General features: G+C 68.3%; 11 protein-coding genes and 1 riboswitch. Of the genes, 7 read left to right on the forward strand and 4 right to left on the reverse strand.

The features are described 5' to 3' along the window. Positions 1-34: 34 nt before the first annotated feature. Complete coding sequence (gene araA, locus AC0IX4_RS17790) at positions 35-1,561, forward strand: L-arabinose isomerase (protein ID WP_042573127.1); 1,527 nt, start codon at positions 35-37, stop codon at positions 1,559-1,561. A gap of 45 nt (positions 1,562-1,606) precedes the next feature. On the opposite strand, the gene AC0IX4_RS17795 is transcribed toward araA, so the two are convergent. Both AC0IX4_RS17795 and AC0IX4_RS17800 read right to left on the reverse strand, forming a co-directional pair. Beyond that, positions 1,607-2,434, reverse strand: a complete 828-nt coding sequence (locus AC0IX4_RS17795) for an exodeoxyribonuclease III (RefSeq protein ID WP_471830207.1) — start codon at positions 2,432-2,434, stop codon at positions 1,607-1,609. Positions 2,435-2,453: 19 nt separating this feature from the next. Beyond that, complete coding sequence (locus AC0IX4_RS17800; RefSeq protein ID WP_471830209.1) at positions 2,454-3,707, reverse strand: MFS transporter; 1,254 nt, start codon at positions 3,705-3,707, stop codon at positions 2,454-2,456. A 195-nt stretch (positions 3,708-3,902) separates the two neighbouring features. Further along, positions 3,903-4,027, forward strand: a riboswitch (SAM riboswitch). Between the two features lie 200 nt (positions 4,028-4,227). On the opposite strand from AC0IX4_RS17800, the gene AC0IX4_RS17805 reads away from it, so the two are divergent. The 5 genes from AC0IX4_RS17805 to AC0IX4_RS17825 all read left to right on the forward strand — a co-directional run bounded on the left by AC0IX4_RS17805 (position 4,228) and on the right by AC0IX4_RS17825 (position 19,321). Then, positions 4,228-5,613 (forward strand): bifunctional o-acetylhomoserine/o-acetylserine sulfhydrylase, encoded by a 1,386-nt coding sequence (locus AC0IX4_RS17805; protein WP_471830210.1) that lies wholly within the window; start codon positions 4,228-4,230, stop codon positions 5,611-5,613. Beyond that, on the forward strand, positions 5,610-6,761 hold the full coding sequence (gene metX / locus AC0IX4_RS17810; RefSeq protein ID WP_471830211.1) for a homoserine O-acetyltransferase MetX: 1,152 nt from the start codon (positions 5,610-5,612) through the stop codon (positions 6,759-6,761). The genes AC0IX4_RS17805 and metX overlap by 4 nt, the downstream gene beginning before the upstream one ends. Before the next feature lie 151 nt (positions 6,762-6,912). Next, positions 6,913-17,490 carry an amino acid adenylation domain-containing protein gene (locus AC0IX4_RS17815; RefSeq protein ID WP_471830213.1) on the forward strand — a complete coding sequence of 3,526 codons (10,578 nt, stop codon included), beginning with the start codon at positions 6,913-6,915 and terminating at the stop codon, positions 17,488-17,490. Continuing rightward, on the forward strand, positions 17,487-18,488 hold the full coding sequence (locus AC0IX4_RS17820; protein WP_042573124.1) for a daunorubicin resistance protein DrrA family ABC transporter ATP-binding protein: 1,002 nt from the start codon (positions 17,487-17,489) through the stop codon (positions 18,486-18,488). Before AC0IX4_RS17815 ends, AC0IX4_RS17820 begins: the two co-directional genes overlap by 4 nt. Continuing rightward, entirely contained in the window at positions 18,485-19,321 is an 837-nt protein-coding gene (locus tag AC0IX4_RS17825; RefSeq protein WP_042573123.1) for an ABC transporter permease, read from the forward strand. Before AC0IX4_RS17820 ends, AC0IX4_RS17825 begins: the two co-directional genes overlap by 4 nt. Here the strand turns inward: AC0IX4_RS17825 and AC0IX4_RS17830 are convergent. After that, positions 19,318-19,617, reverse strand: a complete 300-nt coding sequence (locus tag AC0IX4_RS17830) for a DUF3017 domain-containing protein (protein ID WP_042573122.1) — start codon at positions 19,615-19,617, stop codon at positions 19,318-19,320. The genes AC0IX4_RS17825 and AC0IX4_RS17830 overlap by 4 nt on opposite strands. After that, positions 19,614-20,486 carry a bifunctional methylenetetrahydrofolate dehydrogenase/methenyltetrahydrofolate cyclohydrolase gene (locus AC0IX4_RS17835; protein ID WP_471830214.1) on the reverse strand — a complete coding sequence of 291 codons (873 nt, stop codon included), beginning with the start codon at positions 20,484-20,486 and terminating at the stop codon, positions 19,614-19,616. Before AC0IX4_RS17835 ends, AC0IX4_RS17830 begins: the two co-directional genes overlap by 4 nt. Positions 20,487-20,540: 54 nt before the next feature. On the opposite strand from AC0IX4_RS17835, the gene AC0IX4_RS17840 reads away from it, so the two are divergent. Continuing rightward, positions 20,541-21,005, forward strand: a complete 465-nt coding sequence (locus AC0IX4_RS17840; RefSeq protein ID WP_042573120.1) for a tRNA (cytidine(34)-2'-O)-methyltransferase — start codon at positions 20,541-20,543, stop codon at positions 21,003-21,005. The last annotated feature ends 18 nt before the right edge of the window (positions 21,006-21,023 follow it).

Genomic DNA, 21,023 nt, shown 5'->3' on the forward strand with positions numbered 1-21,023 from the left:
CCGCGATCCGCGGACGGCACAGGAGGTTCTCCCCATGTCCGCTGCATCCACGTCCACCCCGGTCTCCGGCACAGCTCGTCCGGAGGTGTGGTTCCTGACCGGCAGCCAGGGCCTGTACGGCCCAGAGACTCTCGACCAGGTCGCCACACAGTCCCGCGAGATCGCCGACAAATTGGACGCGAAGCTGAGCGTGAGCGTGGTCTGGAAGCCGGTGCTACTCGACGCGTCGTCGATCCTGACGCAGATGCGCGAAGCCAACGCTGCCGCCGACTGCATCGGTGTGATCACGTGGATGCACACCTTCTCCCCCGCGAAGATGTGGATCGCAGGGTTGGACGCACTCGACGTGCCGCTGCTGCACCTGCACACGCAAGCGGGAATGTCGTTGCCCTGGTCCACCATCGACATGGAGTTCATGAACCTCAATCAGGCTGCGCACGGTGATCGCGAGTTCGGCCACATCCAGTCGCGAGTCGGCGTGCTGCGCACCACGGTCGCCGGGCACGTCGACAACCCGACCGTGGTCACGAGGGTGGACCAGTGGGCCCGCGCAGCGATCGGTCGCGCGGAGATGCGCACACTCAAGCTCGCCCGCTTCGGCGACAACATGCGCGACGTCGCCGTCACCGAGGGCGACAAGGTCGAGGCGCAGCTGCGTTTCGGTGTCTCGGTCAACACCTACGGGGTGAACGACCTCGTGGAGGTGGTGGACGGCGTCGGCGACAGTGCGATCGACGATCTGGTCGCCGAATACGTGGACGTCTACGACGTCGCCTCCGAACTGCGGCCGGGCGGTGACCGTCACGAGTCGCTGCGCTACGGCGCGCGCGTGGAAGCCGGAATGCGGCAGTTCCTGTCCGACGGTGGATTCGGAGCCTTCACCACCAACTTCGAGGATCTCGGCGGGCTACGACAACTGCCCGGCCTGGCCGTGCAGCGTTTGATGGCCGACGGCTACGGATTCGGCGGAGAGGGCGACTGGAAGACCTCGATGTTGTTGCGCGCCATGAAGACCATGGCTGCCGGCCTGGACGGCGGAACGTCCTTCATGGAGGACTACACCTACCATCTCGTTCCCGGCGAGGAGAAGATTCTCGGCGCTCACATGCTCGAGGTGTGCCCGTCCATCACCACGTCGCGGCCCACGGTGGAGATCCACCCGCTCTCCATCGGCGGCCGCGAAGACCCTGTGCGCATGCGGTTCACCGCGGATCCCGGCCCCGGCATCATCGTGGGACTGTCGGACGTCGGTGAACGGTTCCGCCTGACGGCCAACGTCGTCGAAGTCGTCGAGCCCGACGAGGCACTGCCCCAGCTGCCGGTGGCGTGCGCGGTGTGGAAGCCCGAGCCGTCGCTGTCGGTGTCCGCGGAATCGTGGCTGACCGCCGGGGCACCGCACCACACCGTGATGAGCACCGCGCTCGATATCGCTGTGCTCGAAGCATTCTCGGACATGATCGCCGTGGAACTGCTCACCATCGACGCCGACACGACAACGAGGGGCTTCCAGCGCACGTTGCGCTGGAACGCGGCATACCACCGGCTCGCAGCGGCGCTCTGACGGATCACGCGCCGCGTCGCCGGAGGTGACCGCCGAGCCGGCGGTCTAGCGGTACACGACGGTGACCGGCGCGTGATCCGACCATCGGAGGTCGTAACTGTCGGCACGTTCGACCACGGCGTCCTTCGCTCGGTCGGCGTAGTCGGTGGTGGCCATCTGATAGTCGATGCGCCATCCCGCGTCGTTGTCGAAGGCTTTGCCGCGGTACGACCACCAGCTGTAGGGACCGTCCTGGTCCGGGTGCAGTGCTCGCACGACATCCGTCCAGGCTCCGGTCTCGCCGATGAACGAGTCCAGCCACGCGCGCTCCGACGCAAGGAAGCCGGACTTGGTCCGGTTCCCCTTCCAGTTCTTCAGATCCAGCTCCGTGTGCGCGATGTTCCAGTCGCCGCACACGACGTGGTGCTCGCCCGACGATCCCGACGCGTCCAGGTGGTGCGCGAACGCTGCCATGAACCGTTCCTTCGACGCCTGCTTCTCGGTACCCACCTCACCCGAGGGCAGATACAGGCTTGCGACGGTGACGGCAGGATCGGCGCCGACCGCAGGGTAACGCGCCTCGATGTACCGGCCCGACTCGTCGAATTCGGCGTCACCGAAGCCGATCCGGACCGATTCGGCCGGCGTCCTCGACAGGATTGCTACCCCGTTGCGTCCCTTCACGGACGGCTCCGCGGACGCCAGGTGCCACCCCGCACCCTGCCTGCCACCGTCCAGCGCGGGGCCGAGGCAGGACAGGACTTCGTCGTCGGTCGCGCGAGTTTCCTGCAGGCAGATCACGTCCGCGCCGGACGTCGCGAGCCAGTCGAGCATTCCCTTACGCACTGCTGCGCGGATGCCGTTGACGTTGACCGAGGTGATGGTGTGAGACACCGGAGAACCGTATCCGAGCTCAGACCACTACTGCCCGGGCGTCCGTCCGGCGCTGCATCGCAACGGAGGTGGCGAGGACGGCGATACCGGCTATCGCCAGGCCCGCACCGACCACGGCGGGGGCCGTGTATCCGAAGCCGGCGGCGATGACGGCACCGCCGAGAGCGGCGCCGAGGGCGTTCGCGAAGTTGAACGCGGCGTGGTTCAGCGAGGCTGCCAGCGTCTGCGCGTCGGCGGCGACGTCCATCAGACGCGTCTGCAGGCCGGGCACGATCGCGGACCCGGAGGCTGCGATGAGGAAGACGACGATCAGCGCGGTGACCGGGTTGTGCGCCGCCGCGACGAACACGGCCAGGCTCACCGCGACCGAGGTCATGGCGAGGAACAGACCGGGAACCAGCATGCGGTCGGCGATCCATCCACCGAGGAAGTTGCCGGCCACCATGCCCAGTCCGTAGATCATCAGCGCAACGGGAACAGCTGCCTTGGACAGGCCGGACACGTCGGTCAACGTGGTCGCGATGTAGGTGTACACGGCGAACATGCCGCCGAACCCGACCATGCCGACGAACAGTGTCATCCACACCTGGGTGCGGCGGAATGCTCCGAGTTCGGTTCGAGTGTCCGTGGTCGGCATCGAGTCGAGCCGAGGCAACCACACCGCGAGCGCGGTGACGGTGAGTGCTCCGATGATCGCGACGATGCCGAAGGCGCTGCGCCACCCGAAGGCCTGTCCGATCCACGTCGCGGCAGGAACACCCACCACGTTGGCGACGGACAGACCCATCATCACCATCGCCACCGATTTGGCACGCTTGCCGGGATCCGCGAGGTGGGCCGCGACCAGCGCCGCAACACCGAAGTAGGCGCCGTGGGGCAACCCGGCGACGAATCGTGACGCCATGAGTTCGTGGAAGCTCGGCGCGAAGACGGTGCCGAGGTTGCCCAGCGTGAAGGCAACCATCAGAGCGAGGAGAAGGGTGCGGCGAGGAACCCGTGCCGCCAGTGCCGCGATCACGGGGGCGCCGACGACGACGCCGAGTGCGTAGGCGGAGATGAGGTGGCCCGCGCTGGGCTCGGACACCGACATCGAGGTCGCCATGTCGGGGAGCAGACCCATGGACACGAACTCGGTGGTGCCGATACCGAAGCCGCCGAGCGCCAGCGCCGACATCGCCACGCGTCGACGACGGACACGCTGCCGATCCGTCACGGCAGGTGCCGCGGCGGGTGCGGACGGGAGGACGTCGAAAGCGACGGAGGGGGGTGTCACAAGCTCTCTTTCGTGGTCGGTGGTGCGGTTCATGATCGATTCAGAAGGTAAGGACCCGTGAAACGGACAAGGCGCCCCGAAAGGCGCCTTCGCATGTTCCAGTCTGAACCCCGGCCAGGTCATTCGCCAATCGAACGACCGTGAGTTCGGCCACCCTTCCGACTCCCGGGAACGACCCGCTACCATTCCTGCCAAGGTCATGAGCGCCAGCATCGAGCCCCGGCTTGCTGGCCGGCAACCCTCCAACCGCGGTGGGGTGCCCCGGGTGATGACCGGGTTACTCGGTCCGTGATCGTGCGGAGCGAGAGCAAGCGCGGGCCCGATCCCTCGGGCCCACCGACCGGCACCTCGGAGGTTTCCACCATGTGTTGTAGCTCGCGATAGGCCCCGATACTTCTTTCTCCACGAAGCTCGGCTCGCCTACTGCGCTCTGCACACGGTGACGGTGACTCGTGCGGCAGACGTGGTGCGTTCCGACGTGGATTCCCTGCACGCCACCTCCACGAGGAGCACGACAGACATGACCGACAATTACTCCGACCCGAACTCTCCCGCGCCCGAGGTCTCCGCGCCCGACGTCTCGGGATCCGATGTCGTCGACGCGGTGGGTGCGCCCGTCGAAGATCCGGCTCTGAACTGGAGTTTCGAGACCCGCCAGGTCCACGTCGGACAGGTTCCCGATGCGACGACCCACGCACGCGCCCTGCCGATCTACCAGACCACCTCGTACACGTTCGACAGCACCGATCACGCGGCAGCACTGTTCGGACTGGCCGAGCCCGGCAACATCTACACCCGCATCATGAACCCCACGCAGGACGTCGTGGAGCAGCGCATCGCCTCCCTCGAGGGCGGCGTCGCCGCACTGCTCGTCGCGTCCGGCCAGGCCGCCGAGACGCTGGCGATCCTGAACATCGCCGAGACCGGCGACCACGTCGTCTCCAGCCCGCGTCTGTACGGCGGCACGTACAACCTCTTCCACTACACGCTGCCGAAGCTGGGCATCACCGTCTCGTTCGTCGACGATCCCGACGACCTCGACCAGTGGGACAAGGCGGTCCGCCCCGAGACGAAGGCGTTCTACGGGGAGACCATTTCCAACCCGAAGAACGACATCTTCGACATCCGCGGCGTCTCCGATGTCGCTCATCGCCACGGCATTCCGCTGATCGTCGACAACACGGTCGCGACCCCGTACCTGATCCAGCCGCTGAAGCACGGCGCGGACATTGTGGTGCACTCGGCCACCAAGTACCTCGGCGGCCACGGCACGGCCATCGCCGGCGTCATCGTGGACGGCGGCGGCTTCGACTGGACGCAGGGCCGCTTCACCAACTTCACCACCCCTGATCCCAGCTACCACGGTGTGGTGTTCGCCGATCTGGGTGCGCCCGCGTACGCCCTCAAGGCGCGTGTGCAGTTGCTCCGCGACATCGGCGCCGCGGTGTCCCCGTTCAACGCCTTCCTCATCGGGCAGGGCATCGAGACTCTGTCCCTGCGACTCGAGCGGCACGTGCAGAACGCGACCGCCGTGGCGACGTTCCTCGAGAACCGCGCGGAGGTCGTCAGTGTCAACTACGCCGGACTCCCGTCGTCGCCCTGGTACGACCGTGGCCGGGAACTGGCGCCGCGCGGAGCCGGAGCCATCGTGGCGTTCGAGCTCACCGGTGGGCTCGAGGCCGGAAAACGTTTCGTCGACGCCCTGGAACTACACAGCCATGTCGCTAATATCGGTGACGTGCGTTCCTTGGTCATCCACCCCGCGTCGACGACGCATTCGCAGTTGTCGCCCGAGGAGCAGGCGGCCTCCGGCGTGACGCCGGGGCTCGTTCGACTCGCCGTCGGTATCGAGGGAATCGACGACATCCTCGCCGATCTGGAGAAGGGTTTCCGGGCAGCATCTTGACACTCGATCTCCCCTCGCTCGCTCGTTCGTCGGCATTTCCGCCGGCGGACGGGCGGGTGGGCACCGTGCACATCGGCGACGTTCCCCTCGAGAGCGGTCGCGTGGTTCCCGACGCGACCGTCGTGGTGCAGCGGTGGGGAGAGGTGTCTCCGGCGCGGGACAACGTCGTGCTGGTCGAACACGCACTCACCGGCGACTCCCATGTCACCGGACCGGCCGGGCCGGGTCACCCGTCACCCGGCTGGTGGTCGGGAATGGTCGGTCCCGGAGCGCCGCTGGACACCGACCGTTGGTGCATCCTGGCGACCAACGTCCTGGGTGGCTGCCGCGGTACCAGCGGACCGTCGTCGCTCGATCCCGACGGCGTCGCGTGGGGATCACGTTTCCCGGAGATCTCGATCCGCGACCAGGTCACCGCCGAGCGCATGGTTGCCGACGCGTTGGGAATCGAGCGTTTCGCGTCGGTGGTCGGCGGATCCATGGGCGGAATGCGCACCCTGGAATGGCTCGCGTCCCATCCCGACAGGGTGGCCTCCGCACTGGTCATCGCTGTCGGCGCGCGGGCGTCCGCCGATCAGATCGGCACGCAGACGACACAGATCGCGGCCATCACCGGGGACCCGGACTGGCAGGGCGGCGACTATCACCACACGGGTCGAGCTCCGCTGTCCGGTCTCGCCGTGGCGCGGCGCATCGCGCATCTGACCTACCGCACGGAACACGAGCTGGACACACGCTTCGGCAATCGCTCGCAGGTGGGAGAGGACGCCCTCGACGGTGGTCGCTACGCCGTGCAGAGCTACCTCGAGCACCAGGCCGCGAAACTCGCCGGTCGATTCGATGCCGGGTCGTACGTACTGCTGACCGAGGCGATGAACCGCCACGACGTCGGACGTGGTCGCGGCGGACTGGAGACCGTCCTGCGGTCCGTCACCGTTCCGACGGTCGTCGGCGGGGTCGACTCGGACCGGCTCTACCCGCTCCGTCAGCAGCAGGAGATCGCCGACCTGATCCCGTCGTGCGACGGGCTCAGGATCATCTCCTCGCGGGACGGACACGACGGCTTCCTCACCGAGCCGGATGCCGTGGCCACCATGCTCATCGCCACCATGGAACTGGCCTCGGATGCTGTGGCTCCCACGCGCTGAAACAGGTGGAGGTTGGCACACCTCACAAAGAAACCTGTAGTACACAAGGACCGTCGAAATCAAGTTTCGGGTTTGTTAGTGTCGGAGCCGTGGGACATCCACGGTGGGCGGAAGTTCACGCAGTGCGCAAGTGAACTATCCGGGGGAACACATGGCCGAGCGGAGCTCGCACTCGAAGTCCGGTGATGTCGGCGACGTCGATGCCGGCGTGGACACGGGCAGCGACTACGAGGACGTCTTCGACCTGACCACGGCTCAGCGCGACATGTGGTTGCTGCAGGAGCTCGATCCCGACGTGACCTTCGCGGTGGCCCACTACATGGACATCCGCGGGCCCATCGACGTGGAACTCCTCGCTCAGGCGATGCGGCAGACCACCGTAGAGACCGGATCCATGCTCACCACTCTCGTCACCGAGGGCGAGGATGCCGACGATCCCGATGCCGGCCGCCGACACACCGTCCGTCAACGCCTCGACAGGTCGCTCGCCGACGTCGAGCTGATCCGCGTGGACGTGAGCGGCGAGGACGACCCCGAGGATGCCGCGGTCGAGCTCATGACGGAGTTCACCCGGCCGCTGGACATGTACCGGGACGCGCTCGGCTACACCGCGCTGATCACCCTGGGCGAGGACCATCACTACTGGTACGCCCGCGGACACCACGTCGCGATCGACGGGTACGGAGCATCCGTCGCCGCCGCCCGGACCGCCGAGATCTACTCGGCACTGGTCGAGGGCCGGGAACCACCGCCGGCGCGCGCCCGACATCCCCGAGCGTTCGCGCTGGCCGAGGCGAAGTACCGGGCATCGTCCAGACTCGAGCGGGACCGCGCGTACTGGGCCGGTCTCCGCGACGTCCTGGGTGAGCCGGTCTCCATGTCGGGCCGGGTCGCTCCCCCGTCGGCGTACAACCACCGCTGCGACACCCTGCTGGGCACCAATGCCGACCGCACCGTCCACGATGCCGCCGAACGTCATCAGAGCACCGTCGCGGTCGTGGTGGCCGCAGCATTCGCGGCGTTTCTCGCCAGGGTCACCGACACCCCGGACGTCGTGGTCACCATGCCCATGGCGGCGCGCGTCACGTCCTGGATGCGCGAGTCCGCGTCGATGGCCGCCAACGCCGTACCCGTGCCCGCTCACTGCGGCGGCGGCGTCGAGATCGGCGACGTGGTGCGCGAGGTGGGTCGGCGCGTCAGTGAATCTCTGCGTCATCAACTCCTTCCCGCGTCGGAAATCGCGCATCTGCTGGGCGCCCCTGGAGTGACACTCGGCCCGACCATCAACCTCATGATGTTCGGTGAGCGCGTGATGCTCGGCGACATCCCCGCCGACCTCGAACTCCTCACCTCCGGTCCCACTGCCGACATGGCGGTCACCGTGCACCAGAGCACCACCTCGGGCCGTCTGCGGGTCGACCTCGAGGGGAATCCGGCGCTGTACTCCGCCGACGACCTGGTGACCCACAGCGAGCGATTCGCCCAGTTCCTCGTCGAATTCGCAGCCGCCGAGGTCGGCACCCCGCTGCGCACCATCTCCCTGGTGACCGAGCAGGAGCGGCTGGAGGTGCTGCCCCCCACGGACGTCATGGTTCCCCCGTTCGCCACGCTCGCCGACATCCTCACGCGCGGAGTCGCTCTCGGCACCGGCAATGCTGCCGTCGTGGACGGCACCGTCGAGGTCACCTACTCCGAACTCGACGCACGCTCGGACGACCTGGCACGCGAACTGACCGATCTCGGCATCGGCCCGGACATCGTCGTCGTCTCGGCGTTGCCCCGGTCGCACTGGTCGATCACCTCGGCGTGGTCCATCGCGAAGTCCGGTGGCGCCTATCTGCCGATCGATCCCGCTCTCCCTCTGGAGCGGATCGCCACGATCGTCCACGACAGCGGCGCGCTGGTCGGAGTGACCACGAGCGACCTGGTCGACACCCTCCCGTCCCAGGTGCAGTGGATCCTCGTCGACGACGTCCGCGAACCGTCTCGACCCCTCCTCCCCCGACCGGTCTTCTCCCGACCCGGTCCGGACGATCTCGCGTACGTGATCTACACGTCGGGCAGTACCGGCACACCCAAGGGCGTCGCCGTGACGCATCGCGGACTCGCCGCCATGACCTACGCGGCGATCTCCTCGCACCGTCTGCCGCGCGCGGCCCGTGTGATGCATTTCGTCTCACCGGGTTTCGACGCATCGATTCTCGAGATGGTGCTCGCCTTCGGGTCGGGGGGAACCCTCGTGGTCGTCCCGTCGGACGTCCACGGCGGCGACGAGCTCGCCGCGGCGCTCCACGATCTTCGTATCGACGCCGGCTTCGTCACACCGTCGGCACTGGCCACCGTGCGCGTGCCGGTCGGCGGCGGGCCGCGTGCGATCGGCGTGGGCGGCGACGTCGTTCCCGCTGCGCTGGTGGACGACTGGGCTCCCGGACGCAGGCTCGTCAACGTCTACGGTCCGACCGAGAGCACGGTCGCCGTGACGTTCGGTCCACTGGTCGCCGAACACGAGGTCGAACTGGGATCGCCGTTCCCCGGCATCCGCGCCTTCGTCCTGGACAGCAACCTCGCGCTGACCGCACCGGGATGTGTCGGCGAGCTGTACCTCGGTGGAACCGGTATCGCACGGGGATACCTCGGCCGCACCGATCTGACCGCCGGCAGGTTCGTCGCCGATCCGTTCGGATACTCCGATCGGCTCTACCGCACAGGCGATCTCGTGACCTGGACCACCCGCGGCACCCTCGTCTACCTCGGCCGTCGAGACGGCCAGGTCAAGGTGCGCGGGTTCCGCATCGAACTGGGCGAGATCGAAGAGGCTCTGCGCTCGTTGTCCGACGTCGTCGACGCCGCCGTCGTCGTGCGCGGCAGTGGCGCACATCGAACTCTGGACGGCTTCGTCACCGTGGACGCAGGGTCGGCCGCGGAGTCCGACGGCCTCGTCGACGAGCTGGCGCTCCTGTTGCCGCAGTACATGATTCCCAATCGCATCACCGTCCTCGACGAGATGCCCCTGAACCCCAACGGCAAGATCGACCGACGCCGCCTCCCCGAACACAGCGCCCGTGAGGACCGCCCGACACGCGCCCCCGAGACGGAGAACGAGATCCTCGTCGCGGGCATCCTCGCCGAGATCCTCGGTCTCGACGACGTCGCCGCGACCGACGACTTCTTCGAGCTGGGCGGGAACTCGCTGCTGGCGACACGCGTGGCCTCGCGAGTCTCCGCCGTCGGCGGCCACTCCATCGGTGTCCGTGAGATCTTCTCCCACCCCGTGGTGGAACGCCTCGCACTCCACCTCGACGACGGAGGTCCGAGGGAATCGGGTGACGAATCCGGCCCCGTTCCCGTCGACCGCAGCGTCCCCATCGCGGCGTCACCTCCGCAGCGCAGCATGTGGTGGATCGAGCAGTACCGGCCGTCGGCCACGTATCACGTTCCGATGGCACTGAGGATCTCCGGAACCTTCTCCGTCGAGGCGGCTCGGTCGGCACTCGTCGACGTGGTGACGCGCCACGAGAGCCTGCGGACCGTCTTCGGCATCGACGACACGCGTCCCGCAGCCGAGCAGGTCGGACCGGTGCAGATCGTCCTCGGGATCGAGGCCGCCACGACCGCGCTCGACGTCGCGCTGATCGACGCGGCGGACGAGGAGGCCGTCACGGCCACACTCGCAGACGTCGCCTCACGGCCGTTCGACCTCGCCGCCGACCTCCCGCTCCGAGCCGCGATCCTCACGGTCGGGCCCGGATCGGACGATCATGTTCTCGCGCTAATCCTGCATCACGTCTGCGTCGACGGCTGGTCGCTCGGTGTCCTCGCGGCCGATCTTCTGGCGGCGTACACGGCTCGTGTCGACGGTGACGAACCACGGTGGGCGCCGCTCCCCGTCCAGTACGCGGATGCGTCGGAATGGCAGCGTCGATCGCTCGGCTCGCTCGACGATCCGTCGTCGCCCCTCGCCTCCGCGACCGCGTGGTGGCTCGACACTCTGGCCGGACTGCCCGACGTCCCCACCCCGGGCGCGGATCGCGCACGGCCCACCGAGCCGACCGGTCTCGGCGCCACCGTCGGGATCGAGCTCGACGCCGAGCAGACCGCGAAGCTCGACTCGGTGTCCCGCCGAATCGGACTGTCGCATTTCATGATCGTCCACGCGGCGTTGGTCATCGTCCTCGCCGAACTCGGTGCCGGACACGACGTCACCGTCGGTACGGCCGTCGCCGGACGTCGCCACCAGGACCTCGACACCGTCGTCGGCATGTTCGTCAACTCCGTGGCACTGCGGACGGTGGTCGATCCGACCGCGACGGTCGCCGAACACCTCGAGGCCGTGCGTACCGCAGACCTCGAGGCGCTCGCCCGGGCCGACATGCCCTTCGAGGTGTTGGTCGAGGCGCTCGATCCCCCGCGCACTCCCGGACGCCACCCCCTGTTCGACGTGATGCTGACGCAGCGGACCACGCCGAACATCTCTGCGGCCGTCGGTGGTGCGCAGATCTCGGCTCACCGCATCGATGTGGGGCGCGCGAAGTACGACCTCGAAGTCGTCCTCGACGACTCCGCCGGGCACTCCGGCGGATCCGCGATCGAGATCGACTACTCGACGGACCTCTACGACCGTCGCACGGCCACCGCCTTCCTCGACCGTCTGCTGTCGGTACTCGACGTCATGACCACGACGCTGGAATCTCCGCTGTCGGACATCGGCGTCCTGCTTCCCCACGAACGCGCGGCGACCGTTCCCATGCGCGGACGTGCGAAGCTTCGATCCGTCGACGCGGTGACCTCGCTGGACGAATCGGTCGCGCTCCGCGCCGTCACGACGCCCGGGGCGATCGCGATCGTCGACGGTGATCGCCACACCACCTACGCGGAGCTCGACACTCTGGTCTCGCGCGGCGCCGCTCGACTGATCGACAACGGGGTCTCCGCCGATACTCGGGTGATCGGACTTCTCCGGCGATCCACCGAGTCGGTGGCGGCGATCCTCGCTGTCGCCCGCGCCGGTGGGGCGATCGTCCCGGTCGACCCGGACTACCCGGCCGAGCGCCGCCGATTCATGGTGCGCGACAGCAAGACTCTGCACGCCGTCTGCTCCGATCCCGCCGATGTTCCCAGCGACGGCTTCCTGTGGACCACCACCGACGCGTTGTTCGCCGAGGACGGCGTGCCCTCTCTCGCCGTCGACACCGACGACTGGTCGATACCTCTCGACTGCACCGCGTACGTCACGTACACCTCGGGAACGACCGGGCGGCCGAAAGGCGTGCAGGTCACGCGGCGCGGCTTCGGACACGTCACGGCGGAACTGGTGCGCGCGTTCGGGACCACCGAGTCCTCGCGCGTCCTGTCCTTCGCGTCGCCCAGTTTCGACGCGTCGATGCTCGAGCTGGGTCTGGCCTTCGGATCTGGAGCGACGTTGGTGATCGTGCCTCCCGGCATCGTCGGCGGCACCGAACTGAGCACTCTGGTGCGCGAGCAGAAGGTCACCCACACGTTCCTCACGCCGTCCGTGTTGGCGACGATGATCGACGTCGAGCCCCTTCCGGCCGACCTGGTCGGGTTGGGAATCGGTGGGGAGAACTTCGGGCCGGATCTTCTGGACGCCGTCGCGTCCGGTCGCAGAATAGTCAACGTCTACGGTCCGACCGAAACGACCATCAGTTCGCACCTCGAACACCTCACCCTCGGCGACGAGGTCTCGATCGGACGCCCGGTCGGTGGCATGCGCGCCGTGGTTCTCGATGCTCGGCTGCGCCCGGTCGCCCCCGGTGTGGAGGGAGAACTCCACCTGGCCGGCACGCAGCTGGCCAGGGGGTACCTCGATCGCCCCGCGCTGACGGCCGCCCGGTTCGTCGCGGACCCGTACGGGCTGCCGGGCGCCCGGACCTACCGCACCGGCGACCTGGCCAAGTGGTCGTTCCCGCCCGACGGGACCGAACCGCTGGTGCGCATCACCGGACGCAGCGACTTCCAGGTCAAGATCCGAGGGCTCCGCATCGAACTCGGCGAGATCGACGCCGTGTTGTCGACAGCACCCGGTGTCGGCGGCGCCGTGACGGTCACCGCGCCGGGTCCCACCGGCGAGACTCTGCTGGTGTCGTTCGTGCAGTCGGGCGACGGCATCGACGGGGCCGACGTCCTGCGGTTCGCACGCTCCCGGCTCCCCCGGCACATGGTGCCCACCACGGTCGCCGTGCTCGACCACTTCCCCCTCACCCCTGTGGGCAAGCTCGACCGCGCCGCCCTACCCGTGCCCGACGCCCTCACGGACGTGTCGGACCGTGCGGCACGGACCGCTGCGGAGGTCGCTCTCGCGTCGGTCCTGGCCGACGTCCTCGGAGTCGAGAAGGTCGGCGTGAGCGCCGACTTCTTCGCCCTCGGCGGAACGTCGCTGACCGCGACCAGGTACGCCGCACGCATCGCGGACGTGACCGGAGTGCACGTCCCGGTGCGGGCCGTCTTCGACCGACCTACCGTCGCCGAATTGGCCGAACTCCCCGAGCTCGCGGAACTGTTGGAGCTGCCCGCCTTCACCGAGGTGGCGGAATCGACCGCGGCGAGTCGCCCCACCGACGCACGGCACGCACTCGGTGCGCCTCGCGCCGTTCGGACCCCGATCGTCCGGCCGGATCCGATGCCGCTCTCACCGTCGCAGCTGTCGATGTGGTTCGCCTCGAAGGTGGCCAGCACAGCGTCGGCGTACATCATCGTCGCCGCTCTGCACATCCGCGGACCGCTGGACACGGATGCGGTCGGAGCTGCGTTGGACGACGTCGTCGCCCGCCACGAATCGCTGCGCACGGTCTATCCCACCGTGGCCGGTGCCCCCGTCCAGGTCGTTCTCCCCCCGGTTCACGTCCCCCTGACGGTCGTCGAGGCGGGTGCGGACGATCTCGACGTCACCGGACCCGAGGTGCAGGCCGTTCTGGACGAGCTCTCCGACACCCCGTTCGACCTGTCCACCGAGATTCCCGTGCGCGGACGCATCATCCGACTGTCCGCGACGGATCATGTCGTGGGCGTCGCCGTCCACCACATCGCGGCCGACGGTGAATCCGTGACCCCGCTGACGACGGACCTCCTTCTCGCGTACGAAGCTCGTCGCTCGGGTTCCGCGCCCGTGTGGCCCGAGGAACCTGTCCAGTACATCGATCATGTCCTGGCTCGCACCGCATCGATCACCGGCGACGCCCGCGAGCGGTCGCTCGCGTTCTGGCGGGAATCGCTCGAGGGAAGTCCGGCCGAGCACTCACTGGTCACCGACATGGCCCGACCGGCACGTCCGACCGGACGTGCCGACGTCGTCGATGCCGTGCTCACGCCGGAGGCCCGGTCCCGAGCCCGCGAGTACGCGGCCGCACACCACGCCACCGAGTTCATGGTCGTCCACGCGGCCTTGGCTGCCGTACTCGCTGCGCGCACACCCGAGATGGATCCGCTTCTGGGCTCCGCGGACATCGTGGTGGGAACGCCCTTCGCAGGACGAGACGGCTCGGACTCCATGGTCGGCATGGCCGTGAACACTCTCGCGCTGCGCACCCCCGTGTCCCTGTCCCAGTCGTTCGACGAGACCCTCGCCGTGGTCCGCGACCGCGATCTGGATGCGTTCGACAACGCCGCACTCCCCTTCGACACGCTCGTCTCGGAACTACGTCCCGAGCGCCATCCCGCCCGCCACCCGATCGTGCAGATCATGCTGTCGGTGCACGGGTCGCCGCCGCTGCATCTGGAACTGGGTGACCGCACGGTCACCGCACTGACCCTTCCGATCGACAAGTCCGCATTCGACCTCGTCGTGACCCTCCGCGCCCGGGAGGACGGGGGCGCCGTCGTCTCCGTCACCTACTCGCGAGAGCTGTTCCTGCCCAGCACCGCTCGGGCATTGGCGGCGGCCCTGGTGGACACGGTGGATCGAGCCACCACCGACGGCTCACTGTCTCTCGCCAGCCTGACCGGTCCGACACGCATCGGCCCGGGAACCGACTCCCTCGGACGTCTTCTTCACCGGGCCGCTGACGAATCACCGCACCGGACCGCCGTCGTCGCTGCCGACGGCCGGCGGACGTATGCCGAGCTCCTCGCCGCCGCGGACTCGCTGGCGGACGAGCTGCGTGCCGCCGGAGCCGTGCCGGGCACAGTCGTGGCTCTGGCCATGGGGCGGTCGCTGGCGTCGGTCACCGCGTTCTGGGCCATCGCCCGCAGTGGCGCCACCGTGCTGCCGATCGATCCGACGTATCCCGAGGAACGACTGAAGTACATCCTCGAGGACGCGAAACCTGTTCTGGGACTGCGCGCCGAGCTCACCGCCGTGCCGGCATCCGTGTCGTGGTGGGACCTGGACGTCGACGGGACACGGGTGCGGTCCACCACCGAGGCCTCGCCGATCGTTGCCGACGGCCTACCCCGAGGTGAGCGAACGCTCGACGACGTGGCGTACCTGGTCTACACCTCCGGCACCACCGGGCGACCCAAGCCGGTCGCGGTCACCCACCACGGTCTCGAAAGTCTGGCCGTGGCACTGGGATCCACCTTCGACACCACGCGCACCTCGCGTGTCCTCCACGCTGCCTCACCGGGCTTCGACGCCGCAGTCCTGGAACTGCTGCTGGCTGTGGGACGCCGTTCGGCGCTGATCGTCGCACCGCCCGCTACCTACGCGGGCCGCGCGTTGTCGGCACTGATCGACGGTGAGCGGATCGACGTCCTGTTCCTGACACCCGCGTCGCTGGCCACCCTCGATCCGCACGACGTGCCGACGGTGCGCACGGTCGGCACCGGAGGCGAGGCGCTTCCGGCAGCACTGCTCGAGGCCTGGTCGCACGGACGTCGCGTCGTCAATGCGTACGGGCCCAGTGAGACCACCGTCGCCGCCACCATGGGCGTCCAACTCGCCGGCCGACCGCCGCACGTCGGGGCACCGGTGCCCGCGGCCGCCGTCCACATCCTGTCCGACGCGTTGTCGGAGGTCGAGTCCGGTGAGCTCTATGTCTCGGGTCCGCTTCTGGCGCAGGGATATCCGGGCCGCGCCGCGACCACGGCGTCGAGATTCGTCGCCAGTCCGTTCGGTCGTCCCGGCAGCCGCATGTATCGGACCGGCGACCTGGTCCGCACAGCCGTCGACGGTCTGCTCGAGATGACCGGACGGTCCGACACCCAGACCAAGATCCGCGGCGTGCGCATCGAGCCGGGCGAGGTGGAGGCGGTTCTCGTCGCGCATCCGTCCGTGACGTCCGCGGCCGTCGTCGTCGGAGAGAACACGGCGGGTGCGGTCCTGGCGGCTCACGTCACCACGACGCAGGGCGCCGACCCGGTGGACATCCGCGAGTTCCTGTCCACTCTGCTTCCGCGTGGACTCGTCCCGGCAACGATCACGATGCACGACGCCCTGCCGCTGACCGCGCACGGAAAGGTCGACAGGCGTGCGCTGTCGATGCCCGTCGGCACACTCGAGCCGCTCGGTCGCGGTCACCGTGGGGAGTCGACGTCGGCGGTCGCCACGATCCGCCCCGTGGCTCCGGTCCGGTCGATGCTCGACATCGTGAGCTCGTCCTTCGCCGACGTTCTCGGACTCGACACTGTCGGTCCGGACGACGACTTCTTCGCCCTCGGCGGCAATTCACTGGCCGCGGTGCGCGTCATGGATGTGCTGCGTGAGCGCATCGGCGACCGCATCGACACCGATGCAGTCGACGTCACCTGGTTCTTCGACGCAGCCACCCCGGCTGCGTTGTCCGCCCGTCTACAGGAGCTGATCATGCTCGATGAAGGTCGCACGGACACCGCGTCCACCGGCACCGCAACGAAGGCCACCGGCGCGAACGGCACCGGAACGAACGGCACGAGCCCGAACGGCACCGGATCGAACGGCACCGGGTCGAACGGTTCGGCCTCGAACGGGTCGCATGCCGCACGCCCCACCACCGGGTCGGTCCGCCGCTCCAGCACCGACGTCGTTCTCCCGCTGAGAGCCGGCGACGACGGGGTCACGCCGTTGATCTGTGTGCATCCCGCCATCGGACTGTCGTGGAGCTACACCGGGCTGCTCCCACACCTCGACCCCTCCATCCCCGTCCTGGGTCTGCAGGCTCGCGGTATCGCGGTCGCTGCACCGGAGCCGGCGTCGATCTCCGAGATCGCCCGCGACTACGTCAACACGGTCCGCACCCAGTTCCCCGAGGGCCCGTACCGGCTGCTGGGCTGGTCCCTCGGAGGCCTGATCGCCCACGCGATGGCCATCGAGTTCCACAAGCTCGGCGAGACCGTCGAGCTGATCATCATGGACGCGTATCCGCTGGCCGGGTCCGGACTGCCGAGGACGGAGATGTCCGTGGCGTCGCTGATCCGGGAGTTCCTGCCGCTGGAGATGGACGTCGACGACGACATCGGCCTGGACGAGGCGATCGCGATGATCCGTGCCGCCGGTGGACCGACGGCGCACCTGGACGAAGGACAGATGCGCCGCCTGTACGAGAGGTACCGCCTGTTCGTCGACCTCGGTCACGATCACGCCCCCCAGCGTTTCGACGGCGACCTCACGTTCTTCTCGGCGACTGTCGACGCGGATCCGACTCTCACTCCGTGGGCGTGGCGCCGCTACATCGCGGGCTCCATCACCGACTTCCCGGTGGACGTCCAGCACAACGCGATGGGCACACCCGAAGCGTTGGCGGCCGTCGCGCGCCGCCTGGGGAATGCGCCTCTCGCCCTGCTCGCTGGTGCTCGGTGACCGCAGGACTCTCCCGAGGCGACACCCTGGCCGTCGACGTTCGCGGACTGGTGAAGGACTACACGGGACGACGCAATACCCACCGCGCGCTCGACGGCGTCGACCTGACGGCGGACGCGGGCCGGGTCACCGCCGTTCTCGGACCCAACGGGGCAGGTAAGACGACGACGGTGCGCATCATCTCGACGTTGATCCGTCCGTCGTCCGGCTCGGTTCACGTCGCCGGTGTCGACGCGGTGCGCGATCCGCGGACCGTGCGCGGCCTGATCGGCCTGTCCGGTCAGTACGCCGCCGTGGACGGACGGCTCACGGGCTACGAGAACCTGCGCATGCTCGGCCGCCTCTACGGACTCAGTGCGCGGGACGCGCGAGCCCGCGCGCACCAGTTGCTCGAACGTTTCCGGTTGGAGGACACCGGCAAGCGATCGGTGTCGACGTTCTCGGGCGGTATGCGTCGACGACTCGATCTGGCGGGAGCGCTGGTCGCGCGGCCGCCTCTGATCGTGCTCGACGAGCCGACCACGGGGCTCGATCCGCGGAGCCGTAACGACATGTGGGACATCGTGACCGAACTCAAAGCGGACGGAACGGCAGTGCTTCTGACGACGCAGTATCTCGAGGAGGCCGATCGGCTCGCCGATGCCATCGTCGTCGTGGACGGCGGAGTCGTCGTCGCCCGCGGCACACCGACGGACCTCAAGTCCCGCGTCCGCCCTCCGTCTGTCGAGGTGCGCCTGGCCGATCCCCGCGACCTACGGTTGGCGGCTGACCTGTTGCCGCGCATGAACTTCCGAGTCCATCGCGACGGCGCCTCCGCAGGGTGGTTCACGGTCGACGCTCCCTGGGGAAGCGAGTCGATGGTGGATGTGCTGAGCCGGTTGCACGGCACCGGGATCCGCGTCGGCGACGCACGGGTGAACGTGCCCGACCTCAACGACGTGTTCTTCGAATCCACGGGAAGCTCCTCACCCGCATCGATGGCGACGGCCGCATCGTGACTCAGCCGCTCCTGGTGAGACCCGTTCGCGAACAGAACGTCTCCAGCTTCCTCGTCGACTGCGTGACGATGACGCAGCGCAACCTGCTGACCATCCTGCGCGTGCCGCAGTTGCTTCTCGGCGCGACCATCCAACCGCTGATGTTCGTCCTGCTCTTCAGCTACGTGTTCGGCGGAGCACTCGGCGGAGCGACGTACCGCGAGTTCCTGATGGGCGGCATCTTCACCCAGACTGTGGTGTTCAGCGCCGCGTTCACCGCCATCGGCCTGGCGACGGACAGCAAGGAAGGCATCGTCGACCGCTTCCACTCGCTCCCCATGTCCCGGTTGTCCATCGTGCTCGGTCGCACGCTGTCGGACATGTTGGTCTCCGTGGTCAGCATCGCCGTCATGATCGGCGCGGGTTACGCCGTGGGCTGGCGCATCCGGGGCAGCGCTCTCGACGCAGTGGGCGCCGTCCTGCTGCTGATGTTCTTCGGCTTCGCCATGTCGTGGATCGGCGCGGTCGTCGGATCGGTCGCCAGCACTGCCGAAAGCGCGCAGAGCGCGCTGATGATCATCCTGTTCCCGATCACGTTCATCTCGTCGGCGTTCGTTCCGTCGTCGACACTGCCCGGTCCCCTCCGCGCCGTGGCGCAATGGAACCCGATCACGTCGGTCGCGCGCTCGACCCGTGAGTCGTTCGGAAACCCCACCGCACCGTCCATCGCCATCCGGGAGCCGATCAACTGGGCGTCGAACCACCCGATGCTGTACTCGATCCTGTTCTCGCTGATGGTGCTCGCGATCTTCGTGCCGCTGACACTGCGCGTGACCCAGTCGCGCGAAGGCTAGTCGGTACCCAACGGGTCGATCGACACGGCGAGCCACACCACCGCGCTGCCGACCGCTGCGAGGGACACCGTGTCGAACGCGCGAGACCGCACGGCGAGTATTCCGACACGTTCGCTACCGAGACACAGTCGGCACGCGGCGGCGATCAGTGTGGCGAAACCGAAGACGAACGCACCTCGACGCCACCTGTCGGCAAGTACCAGGACCACCGCGACGACGATGACGACCACGACGGCGATCACGGGGATGCTGCGTCGCAGCATGTCCCGCGCCGGTCGCCGCGACGAGGTGCTCATGACAGGGTCGACTCCGAGGCGGCCAGCAGACGCTCTGCGCGCTCGACCACATTGCTCAGCAGGAACGCACGGGTCAGGGGTCCGACACCACCGGGATTCGGCGACAGGAAGCCGGCGACCTCGTCGACACCGTCGGCCACGTCGCCCCTCAGCCCGTCGTCGGTGCGTGAGACGCCGACGTCGATGACCGCGGCACCGGGCTTGACCATGTCCGGCGTGATCAGTCCGACGACGCCGGCACCGGCGACGACGATGTCCGCGCGCCGCACCTCGGTGGCCAGGTCACGGGTACCGGTGTGGCACAGCGTCACGGTGGCGTTCTCGGAGCGGCGCGTGAGGATGAGACCCAGAGGCCGGCCGACTGTGACTCCGCGTCCGACGACGACCACATGAGCACCGGCGATGGGGACGTCGTAGCGACGCAGCAGGTGCACGATTCCGCGGGGAGTGCACGGGAGGGTGGAGTCCTCGCCCAGGACCAGCCGGCCGAGGTTGACGGGATGCAGGCCGTCGGCGTCCTTCTCGGGGTTCACGCGTTCGAGGGCGCGGTTCTCGTCCAGGTGCTTCGGCAGCGGGAGCTGCACGATGTAGCCGGTGCAGGCCGGGTCTGCGTTCAGCCCGTCGATGACGGCGTCGAGCTCGTCGCTGGACACGTCCGCCGGGAGGTCGCGCCGGATGGAGGCGATGCCCACCTTGGCGCAGTCGTTGTGCTTGCCGCGCACGTAGGCAGCGGAGCCCGGATCGTCACCGACCAGCACCGTCCCCAAGCCGGGGGTGATCCCACGCTCGCGCAGTGCGGTGACCCGCGCGGTCAGGTCGACGAAGATCTCGTCGCGGGTGAGTTTGCCGTCCAGTCTCGTTGCGGTCACGCCGACAAGTTTCCCACGCTCCGCGGCGCCGGTGGGACATGGCAGGCTGAACGGGTGTTCCGTCTGATGTTCCACGAGCCCCGAATCCCCCAGAACACCGGCAACGCGATCCGACTCGTCGCCGGTACCGGGTGCGAACTGCACCTGGTCGAGCCGCTGGGATTCGACCTGTCCGAACCCAAGCTCCGTCGAGCGGGTCTGGATTACCATGACCTGGCGTCGGTGACGGTGCACGCGAATCTCGAGGCCGCGTGGGAGTCGCTCGCACCCGAGCGTGTGTTCGCCTTCACCGCACACGCCACCACGTCCTACGCGTCGGTGTCCTACCGGGCCGGGGACGTTCTGCTGTTCGGGCCGGAACCCACCGGTCTGGCACCGGAGGTTCTCGCCGACCCCCATGTCACCGATCGTCTGCGCATTCCGATGCTCGCCGGGCGCCGCTCGATGAACATCACCAACGCCGCATCCGTCGTCGTCTACGAGGCGTGGCGTCAGTGCGACTTCGAGGGCAGCGTCTGACCTTCCCGGGCGGTCGAG

Source organism: Rhodococcus sp. AC861, assembly GCF_979256035.1.